At 43.6% G+C, this 14591-nt stretch carries 14 protein-coding genes; 7 read left to right on the top strand and 7 right to left on the bottom strand.

Features of this window, described 5'->3' with window-relative positions:
- Positions 1–337: 337 nt before the first annotated feature.
- The 6 genes from F6K51_RS06035 to F6K51_RS06010 form a co-directional block, all read right to left on the bottom strand.
- A complete protein-coding gene (locus tag F6K51_RS06035) occupies positions 338–637 on the bottom strand; it encodes a hypothetical protein (RefSeq protein ID WP_293018889.1) in 300 nt (99 codons plus the stop codon).
- A 42-nt stretch (positions 638–679) separates the two neighbouring features.
- On the bottom strand, positions 680–2080 hold the full coding sequence (locus F6K51_RS06030; RefSeq protein WP_293018887.1) for a tetratricopeptide repeat protein: 1401 nt from the start codon (positions 2078–2080) through the stop codon (positions 680–682).
- A gap of 273 nt (positions 2081–2353) precedes the next feature.
- Positions 2354–3262, bottom strand: a complete 909-nt coding sequence (locus F6K51_RS06025) for a tetratricopeptide repeat protein (RefSeq protein WP_293018885.1) — start codon at positions 3260–3262, stop codon at positions 2354–2356.
- Complete coding sequence (locus tag F6K51_RS06020) at positions 3262–4107, bottom strand: SAM-dependent methyltransferase (protein ID WP_293018883.1); 846 nt, start codon at positions 4105–4107, stop codon at positions 3262–3264. The genes F6K51_RS06025 and F6K51_RS06020 overlap by 1 nt, the downstream gene beginning before the upstream one ends.
- 533 nt (positions 4108–4640) lie before the next feature.
- Positions 4641–6038: an AAA-like domain-containing protein gene (locus tag F6K51_RS06015; protein WP_293018881.1), complete on the bottom strand. Its 1398-nt coding sequence runs from the start codon at positions 6036–6038 to the stop codon at positions 4641–4643.
- Positions 6039–6903: 865 nt separating this feature from the next.
- Positions 6904–7041 carry a hypothetical protein gene (locus tag F6K51_RS06010; RefSeq protein WP_293018879.1) on the bottom strand — a complete coding sequence of 46 codons (138 nt, stop codon included), beginning with the start codon at positions 7039–7041 and terminating at the stop codon, positions 6904–6906.
- Positions 7042–7832: 791 nt separating this feature from the next.
- Here F6K51_RS06010 and F6K51_RS06005 point away from each other — a divergent pair.
- The 4 genes from F6K51_RS06005 to F6K51_RS05990 all read left to right on the top strand — a co-directional run bounded on the left by F6K51_RS06005 (position 7833) and on the right by F6K51_RS05990 (position 11345).
- Positions 7833–9098, top strand: a complete 1266-nt coding sequence (locus F6K51_RS06005) for a sigma-70 family RNA polymerase sigma factor (protein WP_365939915.1) — start codon at positions 7833–7835, stop codon at positions 9096–9098.
- Positions 9099–9536: 438 nt separating this feature from the next.
- The gene (locus F6K51_RS06000) at positions 9537–10016 is read left to right on the top strand and encodes a hypothetical protein (protein WP_293018877.1); all 480 of its coding nucleotides are present in this window, start codon (positions 9537–9539) and stop codon (positions 10014–10016) included.
- 667 nt (positions 10017–10683) lie between these two features.
- The gene (locus F6K51_RS05995; protein WP_293018875.1) at positions 10684–10926 is read left to right on the top strand and encodes a hypothetical protein; all 243 of its coding nucleotides are present in this window, start codon (positions 10684–10686) and stop codon (positions 10924–10926) included.
- Positions 10923–11345 (top strand): PIN domain-containing protein, encoded by a 423-nt coding sequence (locus F6K51_RS05990; protein ID WP_293018873.1) that lies wholly within the window; start codon positions 10923–10925, stop codon positions 11343–11345. Before F6K51_RS05995 ends, F6K51_RS05990 begins: the two co-directional genes overlap by 4 nt.
- A gap of 89 nt (positions 11346–11434) precedes the next feature.
- Here the strand turns inward: F6K51_RS05990 and F6K51_RS05985 are convergent, their stop codons facing one another.
- Complete coding sequence (locus F6K51_RS05985) at positions 11435–12049, bottom strand: Uma2 family endonuclease (protein WP_293018871.1); 615 nt, start codon at positions 12047–12049, stop codon at positions 11435–11437.
- Between the two features lie 131 nt (positions 12050–12180).
- On the opposite strand from F6K51_RS05985, the gene F6K51_RS05980 reads away from it, so the two are divergent.
- From F6K51_RS05980 to F6K51_RS05970, 3 genes are all read left to right on the top strand, one after another.
- Positions 12181–12507 (top strand): type II toxin-antitoxin system HicB family antitoxin, encoded by a 327-nt coding sequence (locus F6K51_RS05980; RefSeq protein WP_293018869.1) that lies wholly within the window; start codon positions 12181–12183, stop codon positions 12505–12507.
- An 86-nt stretch (positions 12508–12593) separates the two neighbouring features.
- Positions 12594–12749 (top strand): hypothetical protein, encoded by a 156-nt coding sequence (locus F6K51_RS05975; RefSeq protein WP_293018867.1) that lies wholly within the window; start codon positions 12594–12596, stop codon positions 12747–12749.
- A gap of 106 nt (positions 12750–12855) precedes the next feature.
- Positions 12856–13164, top strand: a complete 309-nt coding sequence (locus F6K51_RS05970) for a hypothetical protein (protein WP_293018865.1) — start codon at positions 12856–12858, stop codon at positions 13162–13164.
- Positions 13165–14591 lie beyond the last annotated feature (1427 nt).

The raw sequence follows: 14591 nt of genomic DNA, 5'->3' as shown, positions 1-14591 counted from the left end.
AAAATTAACAACCCCACCTAACCTAACGGTTAAGTGAGGTGCATTTCCTAAAAGCTGTTTGACCCGGTGGGTGGAATGGGCACCTTTACAAAAGCGATGCAGCTTCTTCGGTGTTGCTGATTATGGGTATGGTTTCGCCCCCCTAGCCCCCCAATTCTGGGGGGAACAAAACTCTCAAGCGATGCAGCGCGGTCTTGGGGAGGCAGCGCGGTCTTGGGGGTTCCCCCCACTCGCTATTGCCGTGGTTTCCCCCATGAGCGACTGCATCAAGACAAGTCCCCCAGAATTGGGGGATTTAGGGGGCTTTAATAAAACCAGATGTCCGCGCATTCATTCCTTAATTCAGCGATGCAGCTTCTTCTTCTTCTTCTGATGGAGAAGGGTCTGGATCTGGCATCGGAAAAGGGTCTGGATCTGGCAAGGGATCGGGACCGGGATCGCCAATACTTAAGGCAAGAGGAACTTGTTCATCAGCAAATAACGCTGTAATTTTAGCAGCTTCTTTGCTGATCATCGCCGTCTGCTCTGCTTCAGATAAACCCACCTTGTCCATTACCGAACTGGGGTTATTGATAAAAACACTTTGTTTCTTGGGATCAAGGGCCAAATCGGTTAATAAATGAAATAGTTTACTCATGAAATATCCTGCTAATTTTTAATCTAGTCACGAATCAAGAATCTAAGCTAATGGTAGTGGTTTTATCGACGGCAACAATTTCTTAAATTCTTTTTCCCGTTCTGCTTCTGACAATGTTGCAGTTTGATAAAGCCTTTCCAGTGCGTATTGATCATAGATTATCAAGGCAAGCTCTCGATAAGGCAATGGTTCACCAGTTATATCATCATAGTGTTGATCAAAATATCGCAGAACTTCACTTAAATCAGCAAGGAAGGAAAGAGCACTGGCAGATCCTTCGACCCATCCAAAGTTTTGCCACAGCCATAATTGTGCCTCTGCTTTAATCTCAGGATTGTTGGGTTCAATATTTTTGGGTTCAATATTTTTGGGTTCAATATTGTTGGGAAACTTCTTGAGGACATCATCAACAAGCTTCTTTAATTTATGTCCTGACATACCTTCTGCCTGAGCCAGCATCTCCAACTTATGCTTGGTTTTAGGCTCAGCCTTTATCATGTATATCAATACTGCTTTACATATCTCAGCAAGCTTGGCATCTATCTTTTCAATAAGTATTTTGCATTCTTTTAGAAATTTATTATTAAGTTTATCTTCTTCATTCTTTTGTGTACCTTCAATTACCTTTAAAATGAGTTGACCTATCAAATCACCTGGCTTCAGGATCAAGATTTGTTGGGCACAAGCGATCGCTCCACTATAGTATCTCTCTTTCTTTTCTGAGTTATCTTGTATCTTCGTTAAATAAAAAAACAGAAATGCATGTTCATAAAGACTTACCCTCCTGCTTACTAAGAATGGAACAGGAGAAGGAGAGTGTTGTAAAGTCTCCATGTCTGGAGATATTTGTGTTTCTACTCCCAAATCCCACAATGACTCCTCGTATTCTTGAGCTAATCTGTGAACTGTCGATCGCATACCCCAAGCCCAGGCATATGTGGGCATAAGTTCAATCGCTCTGTCAAGATAATTCAAAGCTTGTTTTTTACTTTTTTCATCTATCTCATTCTTGGCTAATTTATTCTTATCCAGAGTTATTTTCAGGCGGTAGGTTGCTCCCAAGTGAGCTAATGCCCACCCATAGTTGCTGTTTTCTGGTGCTTTATGATCAAGCGCTGTTTTGAAATGTCTTAGAGCTGATTTAATAGATTCATTTTTCTGCTCTTTATCATTTTCTGTAATTGCTCGTAGACGGTAGGTTTCACCTAGATGTGCATGAGCCCAGAGATACTTATGATTCTTTTCGACGGCTTTTGTCAAGTATTTTTCGGCCTTACCATAATCCATCAACTGGTAGTAAGTTGTTCCTAGGTGGGCATTGATCCAAGCATTGTCCGAGTCACTTTTTTGAAGTTCTTCAAATTTCTCTATCGCCTGTTCATAAGCTCCTGACAAGCGAAGAGTTTCTGCTTTTTGAGCAAGAGCCCAAGTGTTATTATCCATCTGGATCAAATTCCTCCTTGACTGTTATTTGAAACTTAATTGATTGAGCTTTGTTGTTTCAAACCCTTAACTATAGGGGTTTTCAATTGGGTGAGGTGCATGTTTTTAGGGAGCAGGGAGCAGGGAGCAGGGAAGAGTAACCCACCCCTAACCCCTCCCAGGAGGGGAACAGGGAACAGGGAAAAAATCCTGTGTACCTCATTAGGCTATAAAACGCTATATAGCAATCCCTGTAGGAATTGTGAGCATTGTTGATGCCATATTCCCTACTCCCTACTCCCTACTCCCTACTCCCTTTCCTATAGCGAGTAATGCCTGAGTTTTCGGGTGATCTCGCCACTCCATCCAAGCTGGGTCGTGACTGACTAACTCAATGGCTTCATCATTAATAGGAATAGCTTCTTCTAGATATTCCCATGCTTGTTCGCAGTTACCTACCAAGATGGCTAAGGCGCTCAGTCGGTACAGAATATCTCCTCGATCCCCTGTGTCCCATTGAGACAGCAATACTGTCCGCGTAAGCTCAATCTCGCTTTTGGCCTGGGTCAATCCCTGCCAGCGAGCCTTCGCTACTGCAATACAGTATAAAGCTGTAGTGTCATCAGGAACTTCCTCTAACCTCTGCTGGCAACAAGCGATCGCCTCAGCATATTGGCCGTCATAGCAAAGGATTAACCCTCTCTCAATCCGCCAATTTTTCACAAATATCGTTTTGTCAAGGGCGATCGCTCGGTCAAAATCAATCAGGGCTTTCTGGTAGCACTTCATCAGCTCATAAACTCGGGCACGATAGGCAATTGCCCAAAGGTAATCCGGCTTCAGCTCAATGGCTCGATCCAAGTCAGCCACTGCCATTGTGTAATATGCTTCCCCCATAAAGCGGTAGGTTACGCCCCGGTGAGCAAGGGCCCAAAGGTAGTTAGGGTTGAGATCAATAGCGCGGCTAAAATCTGTTCGGGCTTCCTGATAACGTTTGATCTGATAGTAGGTTTCTCCACGGTGAGCGAGAGCCCAAGGGTAGTTAGAATTTAGCTCAAGGGCATCGGTGAACTTAGCGAGGGCAGCTTCAAAATCTCCCATCAGCCGATCAGCCTCACCTTGCTGAGCTAGAGCCTTAGCTTTCTCAGGGTTCTGTGCGATCGCTAACTTGAGGTTGGACACAGTTTGTTGATAAGCTGTCATCAGATCTGTTTCTCCCCTGTAGCTTCTTTAACAAAAGACATACCTAAGCGCGCCATCATGTCTTTGTCCACAGGTGCTAGAGCGTGAGGCGGAATATAAAGGGTTGAAACCTCAGTAACACTGCTCTGTGGTAGCTTGGACAGAGGAATACGCTGGATAACTGGTTTGCAAACTGGATAATAAACAGCTGCTTCGTAAACAATCACTTCATGGTCACCTCCATAATGTGTTTTTAAGACCTCGGTCAATATAGTTAGAGGACGAAACTGTTCCTCCGGTTTGTAAAAACCGAGATTGCCAACCATGGCAATCTGCCACAAAATCAAGGGGCTAGTGGGGTCAAATTTACGCCGTCGAATCAAAAAGTCCGTTGCTTCAAAACTTTGACACCCGTTTCGACCAGGATCGACACCAAGGTCAGCAAATAAGCAATCTTCCGCAGAAATCCCAGGTAGCATCTGTGCTCTGAAGCCTTCACGATGTGCCTGTTTAATAGCTGCCTGGGCTGGATTGGCAAAAACCCCAGGATGACCGTAAAACACAGCACAGACATTCAGCCCCTTACGAACGTCTGTCAATATCCTTTCGGTCATTTCTTGATAAGTGTCTCTGCGCCATTGATTGTTCCGGTTATATGGCAAAGCTTCTGCTGTGGCATTCAATTCTTTGAGCCATTTAGCCGTTACTGGGTCAGCCAAAGCATATAAAACCTTGTCCGCTTGTTCTATCCAGGCTTTCGCCCCCAAGGTCAGATGACTTACCAATTGAATCCCCGTACCAACAATTGTTAAGGAGCCAGTTTCCAAATTCAATTTACTCTTCAGCTTATAATCGGAGTTTTTCATCAGACTAACAGACACAAGACACAGACATTGAACTGGGATTTATGGAGCATTGTTTTAGTTCGTAGGGTGCGTTAGGGGCGGACTTGCCCTTATTTTTCGCCTCGAGCGCCAGCGTTGGGATAGTCCGCACCGTAACGCACCACCCAAGGGCTCGCCCTCATTTTCCGTCTCGAGCGCCAGGGTTGGGACAGCCCGCCCCTAACGCACCCTACGCACTACCAAAAGAGGTTTATTTTAAGCATTAAGCTGACCGCTGACCGCTGACCGCTGAATACTTACTATATTAGTTTGACTTTTGACCTACTAAACTCATAAAACTCATCTCATAACTCATATAAAATCTCATGAAAAAACTAATAAACAAAACATTGAATCGTGAACGGAGCATTAAAAACTGATCGTAAGCATTCAGCTATCAGCTAATGCGCTAGATCACAGGCTAGAAGCCTGTGCCACAAAGCACCTCAAGTCGCGAATGGCTGACCGCTGACCGCTGACCGCTGACCGCTGACCGCTGATCAATCATGATTAGGCTACGAGACAGATGCTGTATACATAAACTGTTGCTCTCCCTTGTTCGTAAAAAACTGCCGATACAATTCACAAGCTGCGATCGCTTGAGCACCTGAAAGTTTAATCAACCCCATACTGCTTAACTTGTGAGTTAGGATGGGGTCTAAGGGCACAGGTTCAGTGGCCTTGAGAACCGTATCAAGAGCTTGTGCTAATTCCGGCTGTTTTGCCAATGTTGCCCAATGACGCTGCAAGTGATTAGCATAAATTCCGGTAGCAGTGGGAGCACTTGCTAGCAGTTGGGAAAGAGTTATATCCTTGCGACTAAGATGATAGAGCGTTAAGTTTACCAGTGCCGGATGTCCCCCCAGCATTACCATTAATTGTTTAGCATCTTCGGGACCTATCCAGTCGAGTCCGTAGCGTTGAGCTAACTGCTGCACCTCGTCCTGGCTGAAGTTGTTTAACTGAACCGGCAGCCCCACATTGAAAGGAGACTGGTTAAGCTCGAGGGGAACGTAAATTTCCGTGGAGTGAACCACTACCAGGCGAAGCTTTTGCCAGATGGGCAGTCTTTTCCCTTCTTCGTACCAAGAACGCAACAGAGGTAAAAAATCCTTGGCGACTTGGGGATGCTCGAAAATCTGGCTCACCTCATCCAATGCCAAGATTAGGGGAGTATCAATTAAATCTAGTAGATAGTCTTGGAAGTAGAGGGTGCAGCTAATTTTACTGCCCAGGTCTTCATCCCAATACTCATCTAGCATCGGTTTACGCTGAAGCTGTTGAGCGATGTTGGCACACAGCCAGCGCAAAAATTGATTCAAATTGCTCAAAATTCCCTGCTCGACTTGCTCTAGGTTCAAGCTGACAGTATGGTAGCCCAGGCGGTTGCCATGGTCAAGAATCCTCAGCAGCAGAGAGGTTTTGCCCATTTCTCTGGGAGCTTTAATCCTGATTAACGCTCCCGGTTTCTTGATTTCTTGATAAACTTGCTCCTCAAGGGAAGAGCGTTCTAGGTAAAAGGGAGAGTTGATAGGGATTGAGCCACTGGGATAGCAAGGTAGTATCTCATGGGTTTCATTGGCAGCATTTCCCGTCAGCTCTGGCTTCACCAGATCTGGGTTCAAAGGGTTTGTCTCTGGGGATGCTTGGGTGGTGGCATAAGACTCCAGCAGCACCCGACAGTTTTTCTTGTTTACCCGCTGGCCAATCACCTGGGAGAGTCGCTGATACAAATCTGGAGCAACGACATTAGTAAGGTAGCCTGCACTATAACCTGCTTCGAGGGCAATTTGGTTATAAGTTCTATACTGCCAAATCCCACCCAGCATCATAACTTCTGTGGATGTAAGGGGTCGATGTTGACTCTCTTTTAGTTGACGGTCAACAATTTCCAGAATACAATCAATATTCATCTAAAATGTCACCCCAATTTATAAACAAGCACCTTTTAAGTGCTCGAGCAAACGTGACACACCGAAACGAGCGATCGAAGTTTTGCCCTCCCCTTTTGAGAACTAAAAGCTATAGTGTTTGTTGAATTTAAAAAACACTATTATGTATATAGGAATCAGCAAATTAGATGGGTTTCCCCTGAATGAGCCACCAATTTTAGAGCTGATGACTGGGCAATGGCACCCCAGTTAACCAGCAGTTAACCATAGGAGGTTTAATAACTAGTATTAATAACTAGTTATTACTAGTTATTTCCTATGATACCTAGTCTTGGTGGGGAGTCTTGGTGGGTATCAATCATACCCATAAATCAGAATTTACGAATAGATAGCTAGTCTTGATTGACACTCCCCGCCCGCTTATGAGCGGGGATTCTTAGTTCTTCGACATGCCTTAAAGCTAGTTATCCGCCAAAGGCAATACTTAAGCCGAGTATCCGTTTAAAAACAAAATACCTAGCCTAACTTAACTAACCCCAGTGGGCTTATCTCCGTTAGCGTTGAGCTTCCTCAGTTTCCGTGTGCCGGAGACGAAACCTTATCAGAGGGTCGCCTTTATGGTTAGTCGGCTATGGGTAAAAGGGTTAAAACTTTGCCGATTTTGGCTCCACTCTTCTTACGGTAACTTCTAACCCCACGGTACTTTTAGTTTTTAAGGAAAGCTTTACTGGTTTTCGGTATCTGGCACGGATCCATACGTTTTTAATGAGGTTTTTCGCGCCTCACGTGCTAACATCGCAAAACGCTCGTGGGGTTTATGACAGTACCGACGAATCCTGTCTGTGTTAGGCCACTCTTTGATTATAACTAATCAGATAAAAGCCGTCTAACCAAGGACGGGGCTTGAAACCCAATTTTTTTCAGCTACCAGTCGATTAAAGGGATAATAGCACTCCTCTCGGTGGAACGGGCATCTTGCCCGTTTCTTGCGAGTAGGGAGCTTACCGATATGGCAGGCATTCAAGGCTTACTTTCCTCCTTTGATTTATTATCCTGACCTTAAATTATCATACCTTATATAATTTCCAGCTGAATATTAAATATTGTTAACTATTTTTATTGCTGGGACTCCCTGACAGGGGAGTGTAATAATAGCAGATAATAGCAGATAATAGCAGATAAGCGGCAATATAGGGGTTTTGCTACCCTCACAGCCATTGATTTTGTTTGTATAAACGCGATTTCGTCAGATTTTTATAAGCGGTAAATGGGTATATAGGGATAATTATCCCCATTTACCGCTTCTGTTGACTCCCCACTTTCGACTGTATATAGGGTTTTTATTTGACATGTAAACGTGTATGGTCTTTTTTGATTGGACAATAAAACTTTGAATCTCTTTCCCCTCTTGCGTTTTGCATCTTGCCTCTTGCTTTTTTGAGCAATAATTTTGTTTACAACCTATATAAAAACCATATATATGAGTTTTTACATGAGTTTTTACATGAGTTTTTACATGAGTTTTTACATGAGTTTTATGAGATTAACAGACTAAAAACCGCTATACTCTCAAATGGTGATCGGGTATCGAGGTCAAAAATGTGGAGTACAAATCGTAAGCATATGCGCTACTTGAGGTGCTACTTGAGGTGCCGTCAGCCGTCAGCCGTCAGCCTAAGGCTCACGGCTGATAGCTGATAGCTGATAGCTGAATGCTTACTACAACAAATCAGCCCTGGACTCCAGTGGAGACCATACACCATTGTGTTGATCAATCAATTATGATGTCAAATATTCAATTAGAAGCCAGTTCTACTGCATTCGGCCAATCCCATCACTTTTGCTGAGAAAGAGTTTTGGCAGCAATGGCAGCAAGATCAAGATTATCTCTATCATCGCTGTCTCAGGTGGATGGGTGGAAACCCTACCGATGCTGAAGATGCCCTGAGTCGAGCGATGATCAAGGCATGGGAAAAGGTGCAAAAATTTGCCGGGAAAATCGCTAATTTTAAGGCTTGGCTGACAAAGCTGACTCATAACCTCTGCGTGGATATACATCGAGAACATGGTCGCAGCGCTAACCACGTTGAGGATATAGAAGGGATTCGAGAGGAAAAAGGACTGGTTTCCTGTGAGGATACCCCAGAAAGGGCTTTGGAAACAGACGAGAAAAAGATTGCGATCCGCCGTGCCATTGATAACTTACCTGCTCGGCTCCACCACACCTTTATCCTGCATTTTTATCAAGAACTGTCTTATCGAGAGATAGCCCAACAGCAAAATATTTCCTACCAGAATGTCTGCAAGCGCATCTCCCAGGCGCGGGCGATTCTGAGAGAGGAGTTGAGGGGATATTTTATCGGCGAGGATGAGACTGATCCGGAATTATCGGTTACACCAACTAATCAGGCAACTGAGTCAGCAATTAGGGAAATGTCCCAGCTGAATAGGGAAGTTGAACCGATTGTGGGCGAGACGGTGACATCATCTGTTGCGGTGGAGGAAGTGGAGAGTGTTGTTGGTGAGGAAGTGCAGGAGGTAGTGCGATTGGTGCAGGAGTCTGAGTCGGTTCCTGTTGCAGCTACTTCTGATCAGAAGTTAGAAGTCAACAATGAGGCATTGCTGAGGGGCGGGATGAACATCAGTGGGGTGGGCATCTTGCCTGCCCGGAAATTGAAACAGGCAAGATGCCTGTTCCACCAAGATGGCCATTCCACAGCCAGATGCCTGTTCCAGCAAGATGGCCATTCCACAGCCAGATGCCTGTTCCAGCAAGATGGCCATTCCACAGCCAGATGCCTGTTCCAGCAAGATGGCCATTCTACAAAACTCTTAAAATCATCCCCCATTTATGCAACCCTAAACATGGTTGTCTGTGTGTTGAAGCAGCGGTGTGTGAAAGGCAGCCTGCACCAATTAATAAAAATCTCCTCCATCTTCCCATTCTTCCCACACTCCCCACCTCCCCATATCCCCATAGTCCCCAACAGTTATAGATTTACAACAAAAAGATGCACCCATCGTGTAGGTTGGACTCAAGGCAATGAAATCCAACATTATCTCTCCCTTTTGTTACCTTGAGAGAGTTAGATTTCAGAAAGTTCAACCCAACCTACGGCTACTGCTATAAAGTTCGATAAAGTGCCTTCCCGTAGCGGCTTGTACCGATAATCCCGTAGCGGCTCTTTCAGAGAATCGCTTTTTGGACGAGGTACAAATTTCTGGGTTTTAGAGAGCTAAGGCCGTAGCCCACGTTTTGGCCTACGTCCTCCGCTGCGCGTTCGCGTAGCGTGGCCCACGGCCAAACGCGAACAGAGCAGGAAATAGGAAACTTCAAAATTGGGAACAGGGAAGAAATTCTGTGTACCTCGAAAAACCCTGTCTTGAGACTTATTTATAAAAAAAGCCAACTAAAAAAATTCAGAAAAGGCTCTCTGGAATCGTCTTTAAAGTGTAGAGACTGAAGACAAAAAGTAAAATTTGTCCATCGGTTTATCCAAATTTAGAGGTTAAATCTACATGAAACTTAACAAGATTTTGAAGAGCTTCCTCATTGTTTTTGCTGGGTTCCTTATTACACTCAACTTCATGGCTGGTTCTGCGTTGGCGGATGCGCCTATCAAACTCGACCTGGCTGGACAATTTAAGGTGTATGCCAATAACGAACAAGGTGTTAAAGTTTTCTACCCCGCCACTAAATTTTCTGACTATGGAGATTACTTTTTTCACGCAGACGGTATATGGAAAGGAGGACCGGATATAGATAAATGTGGACCTGAAGGGGATCCAGATTACTGGAATCGAGGACAAATGATGGATCCTCAGTATGATCCATTTTCTCTGATTATAAACTGTGACATACCCTTAGAAGAATATCAATATACCAGGAATCCCGAAATACCACTGTATAAAGATCAAACCTGTGCCTTTTTGATGAATGATGCAAACTATCCCGACAACACAGGTTATCTAACTGTTGAGTACGTACGTATGAACTAACAGTTTAGGTGATATATGTATTTGTTGAATGTAGTAGACGTGTCCGAAAATTTGAAAGCAAGTCTAAGACAACCTTTGACTTCTGTTGAATGAGTTTGAATAAAAAACTCATACGCAACGATATTTAGGTACTCAGAAGCTTTTAATTTCAATAAAAGTGCGATCGCGAAGCGTAGCCCTTTGGGCTAATCGCCGATCTTGTCGGGTGCGTTAACAAAGTGTAACGCACCTGTTTAAATTATCAGTAATGGAATGGCTTATCCTAGGATTAATACTCCCATGGTAGAATCTACAACTAGTCGATTTTCATTCCCGGCTACATTTACCCCTGACCAGTCTGATGGCGGGTTTGTGGTAACTTTCAGGATTTGCCAGAAGCTATTACTCAGGGAGATTCCATGGAAGAAGCCTTAGCTGAAGCAGCTGACTGTTTGGAAGAAGCGATGCGCGCGCATTGAGCCGCTACGCGATCGCACTCGAGAATTGATGACCAACTCGACATCCCCAATCCCTCACCCGGTGGCAGGCGGAGACTATTTAGTCCCGGTGCCAATTCAGACTGCCTTAAAAGCTGCCTTTACCTGGGGATAACTGAGGCAGGGATCACATCACTGCTACTGGCCGATACTCTACAATTAGAATAGGAAGTTCTTGAGGAAGAAAGCCAATGACATGGCAAGAATTGCAAAACCAAGCATTGCAATTACCAATAAGCGTACGCTGGCGTTTAGTCCAGTCCCTTTTGGCCTCAATTGAACAAGAAACCCTGTTATCTAGGTCTTATAGCTCAAGTTCAACACCAATGACTGGTCTTGATCCTTGGACTCAAAGCCTACTTGGTGTGGTTGAGCTAAGTCCAGAGGATTCCAAAGAGTCGTACATCGATTATCTTGAGGCAAAATACAAGTGAGACGGGTGTTGTTTGATAGCGACGTATTACTTGATGTTCTAGCTCAACGCCAACCATTTGTGGTTGCTTCGGCACAAGCATTAAATACAGTAACCCAGGAAGACGTTGAAGGATATGTTTCAGGCCATGCCATAACCAATATTTTCTATATTTTGCGTCGTCAGGTGGGCAGTGAGGTTGCACTGAGACTACTATCAACTTTATTAGAACGTATTGAAGTTGCCAGCATAACCGATCAGGTGATTCGAGCTGCTCTGCAAAGCTCCATGACGGATTTTGAGGATGCAGTGAGCAGTGAAGCTGCACTTGCCTTAGGTCTCGACCTGATCGTTACACGCAATATATCTGATTTTGTGTCATCTTCAGTTCCCGTAATGCTACCGGAGGAATTCTTGGCAGCGCGATCAGAATCAACTTAAGTGCAGGGTTTTCGAGCGATGCAGCGCGGTCTTGGGGGTTTCCCCCATGAGCGACTGCATCAAGACAGAGAGCGATCGCATTTCTATTTTCAACCCCACACCCGACCCAAATCCAACACAAAACCCGGTAACACCTCTTCCCCCGACAACTCAGTTGGATTCTGCAACACTTCCACCGCCAAACCCGGTCGATAAATTTCCACCAGTCGCTGCTGTGGATCGATTAACCAGGCCAGTCTCGCGCCATTGTCGATATACTCTGTCATTTTAGCTTCCAGAGACTGAACCCGATCTGAGCTAGACCGTAACTCAAGCACAAAATCCGGGCAGATATTAGCAAACGTGCCTTTTTGTTCTGGAGTAAGTGCCTGCCAACGTTCTCGGCTCACCCAACAGGCATCGGGAGAACAAGTCGCACCATTAGGTAAAATGAAGCCAGTAGAAGAGTCAAAGGCTTTACCTGGTTCCCCTGCATTACGCCACCACAAATACAACTCTCCAGAAATACTCCAATTTAGTTTTCCAGTTTTCCAGCCTGTTGGTGGGTTCACAATTAACTCTCCAAGTGCCGTTCTTTCCAGTCTCAAGTCGCGGTTGGCTGCTGCAAGGGCTGTAAACTGTTCCTGGGTGACGTACAACCCGATTGTCCTAGGCAACTCAATCAATAGGGTTTCAGTTTCTGGACTGGCAGGTGTTTGTATCATCTTGACCTATATTTATAAGACCCGGTGGTAAGGAAATCCTCGTGTCACTATTCAAAAGGGAAAGAGTGGAAAGGCTAAAGTTTATCAAGTTCGTCAAGTCTTAGAGGCTATTGATAAGTTGGAGGACAGTAATGAAAGTTAATCACCAACACTACACTTATAGCATTACATGGTCAAAAGAAGACGGGGAGTTTGTGGGATTGTGTGCAGAATTTCCCAGTCTATCTCACCTTGACACATCTCTGATCGCTGCTTTAGAAGGCATTAGTAATTTAGTCGCAGAAGTCCTCGAAGAAATGGAAGCCTCTGGAGAACCTATTCCACAACCTCTTGCCGAGAAAAAATATAGCGGTAAATTTCAAATACGAATTCCACCGGAGCAACATCGTTCGTTGGCAATAAAAGCTGCTGAGTCTGGAGTAAGTCTTAACCGTTACATAAGTTTGAAGCTTATGTAGCTAGGGATTCGAGCATCATAGAGCAATCGAGAACAAGCGATGCGCGTGGATTGAGCCCCATCGCGAGTCACTCGAACGCGCCCCGCGTGGCCTACGGCCTCAGCTTCCGCGCTTATGCGATCGCCCTTGACTTTACCCTTAGAAAAGTAAAGTGCTTGAGGCAGAGAGCCAATGACATGGTAAGAATTGCCAAACCAAGCCTTGCAATTACCTATAGGGTTTATCCTACTTATGAGGTATAATAATACAGAGATTAACTAGTGAGTTATAACAATCTGGGATAAAACCTTACTCAATTGACTTTCGGCCAAAAATTCTAGAAGTCCATAAAAACTAAAATCTATTAATATGAGTAAGAAAAAAAAGAAAAAACATCCTGGGGGACATAAGTTTTATGAACCTAGCGACTATAGGCCGGTAAACTGTAAAAACGTCCCAGGAGAACGAGCTAGGAAAAAGTGTAAAAAATGGAACAAATTTGTTGCAGAAAGAGCTAAGCTGAAGAAACAAGGTCTGTTTGAAGAGATGAAAAAACTAGAGCAAGAGTATCACGGAATAGACTTAACAGAAGAGACGACTGTGGATACTCCAGATTGCCTTGAAGAAGAAGAATTGTACTACGACGGTTATTTAGATGAATACAGAACTTGGTTTTAAGTCACTGGTTTGACCTAGCCTATGAATGCTTCCCATTTAATCAGCTCTCCAAACTTTTCTGATAATCTAAGTTAAGAAATAGAAGTATATTACCAATGGTAATCCCGATGACGATAAATTGAGGGAAAACTACTGAAAGTAAATCACCCCAAATATTTTTCATAAAAGGAAGACTAGTTAAGACACTATTCAAGATAAATTGTAAGCATAAAACACTCAATACACTTAGAAAAATGAAGAAGAATACTTTCCACCAATTCCCTTCAACGATAGAGCGACTGTAATCGAAAGCATCTTTTCCCCTTTGGTCTCGGAGAATAAAAGCCAGCCCATAGTATTGATTATTTACCGCATAAACTATCCCTGGGATTATAAGTAGTATAAATCTGATCAAATAGTTAATACTAAATATCAAAGATAGCCCAACTAGAGGAATGAAACTCGAAACTATTTTTTGGACTATAGTCTGATAAGTGGTATGTCTTCCATGAAGAGAATTTTCTGTAATCAGCGATAGGGCTATGTAATAGTCAAACTTGCTAAACCTATAACAATAGAAACAACTACAAAAAAAGCCAGAAACAATCCTTAAGTCTTATTTGTATTTTCCGGGTTCAAAGCTGACAAAATTATCAGCAAAGGGAAATAGATTGTACAAAACAACAGTAGGATAGGCTTCAAATTTTTCAGATAAACACCACATCCCATTGAGATTAATTCAATTAATCCAAGTTTTCGGCTTTTAAGTTCAGATAGACTACTCATAGTTACGGCTCCATCAACGGGTATTTATATAGTAGTTATCAACTAGGTAAGGTTGAGGTTACTTTTTGAGTTTAGGTAATAGGTAAAAGGTAACCGAAAAAAAATATGTTTACCTTATTACTAGGATAAGCGCTATCAAATAAACAAGGGTTTAATTCTATGTGATTTAATCTAAATTTCCTACTGGTATAGAAAAAAGGACTCGAAAGGCGATTGTCAGAAGTTTGATCACCAGAAGGAACGCCCTTGGGATAGCTAGAACGACACAAGTTGGGAGTCTCAAGCCAACAGCCACCCCATATGCCTCAATGTGACGCTCTATAGTTAGTTGTCCTAGCGGTTTCGCCTACAGTTTTATTAGTATAATTAATTGTAATTATAAATTATAGTTATAGCAGTTTTCGTAGTAATGAGGTAAACAGGATTTTTTCCCACTTTCGTTCCCCCCTTATTAAGTTCCCCCCTTATTAAGGGCAGGGCTGTTTCATTCTCGCCAAAAATAGATGGGGAGATGGGGAGATGGGGAGATGGGGATAATTTTGGACGAATAGTCGTGATTTTGGCCAAATTTATCTAACCCTCCTCGAAGGCCGAATCACGAATTGTTAGTCATTGGAGTTGCTTCCTCCCAACTAATTTGTCAGATTTTAATGACTAAATTG

Source organism: Moorena sp. SIO3I8, assembly GCF_010692325.1.
Classification (GTDB): Bacteria; Cyanobacteriota; Cyanobacteriia; order Cyanobacteriales; family Coleofasciculaceae; genus Moorena.
The sequence above is the reverse complement of the archived record's forward strand: the minus strand, read 5'-3'. Positions and strand labels throughout refer to the sequence as shown.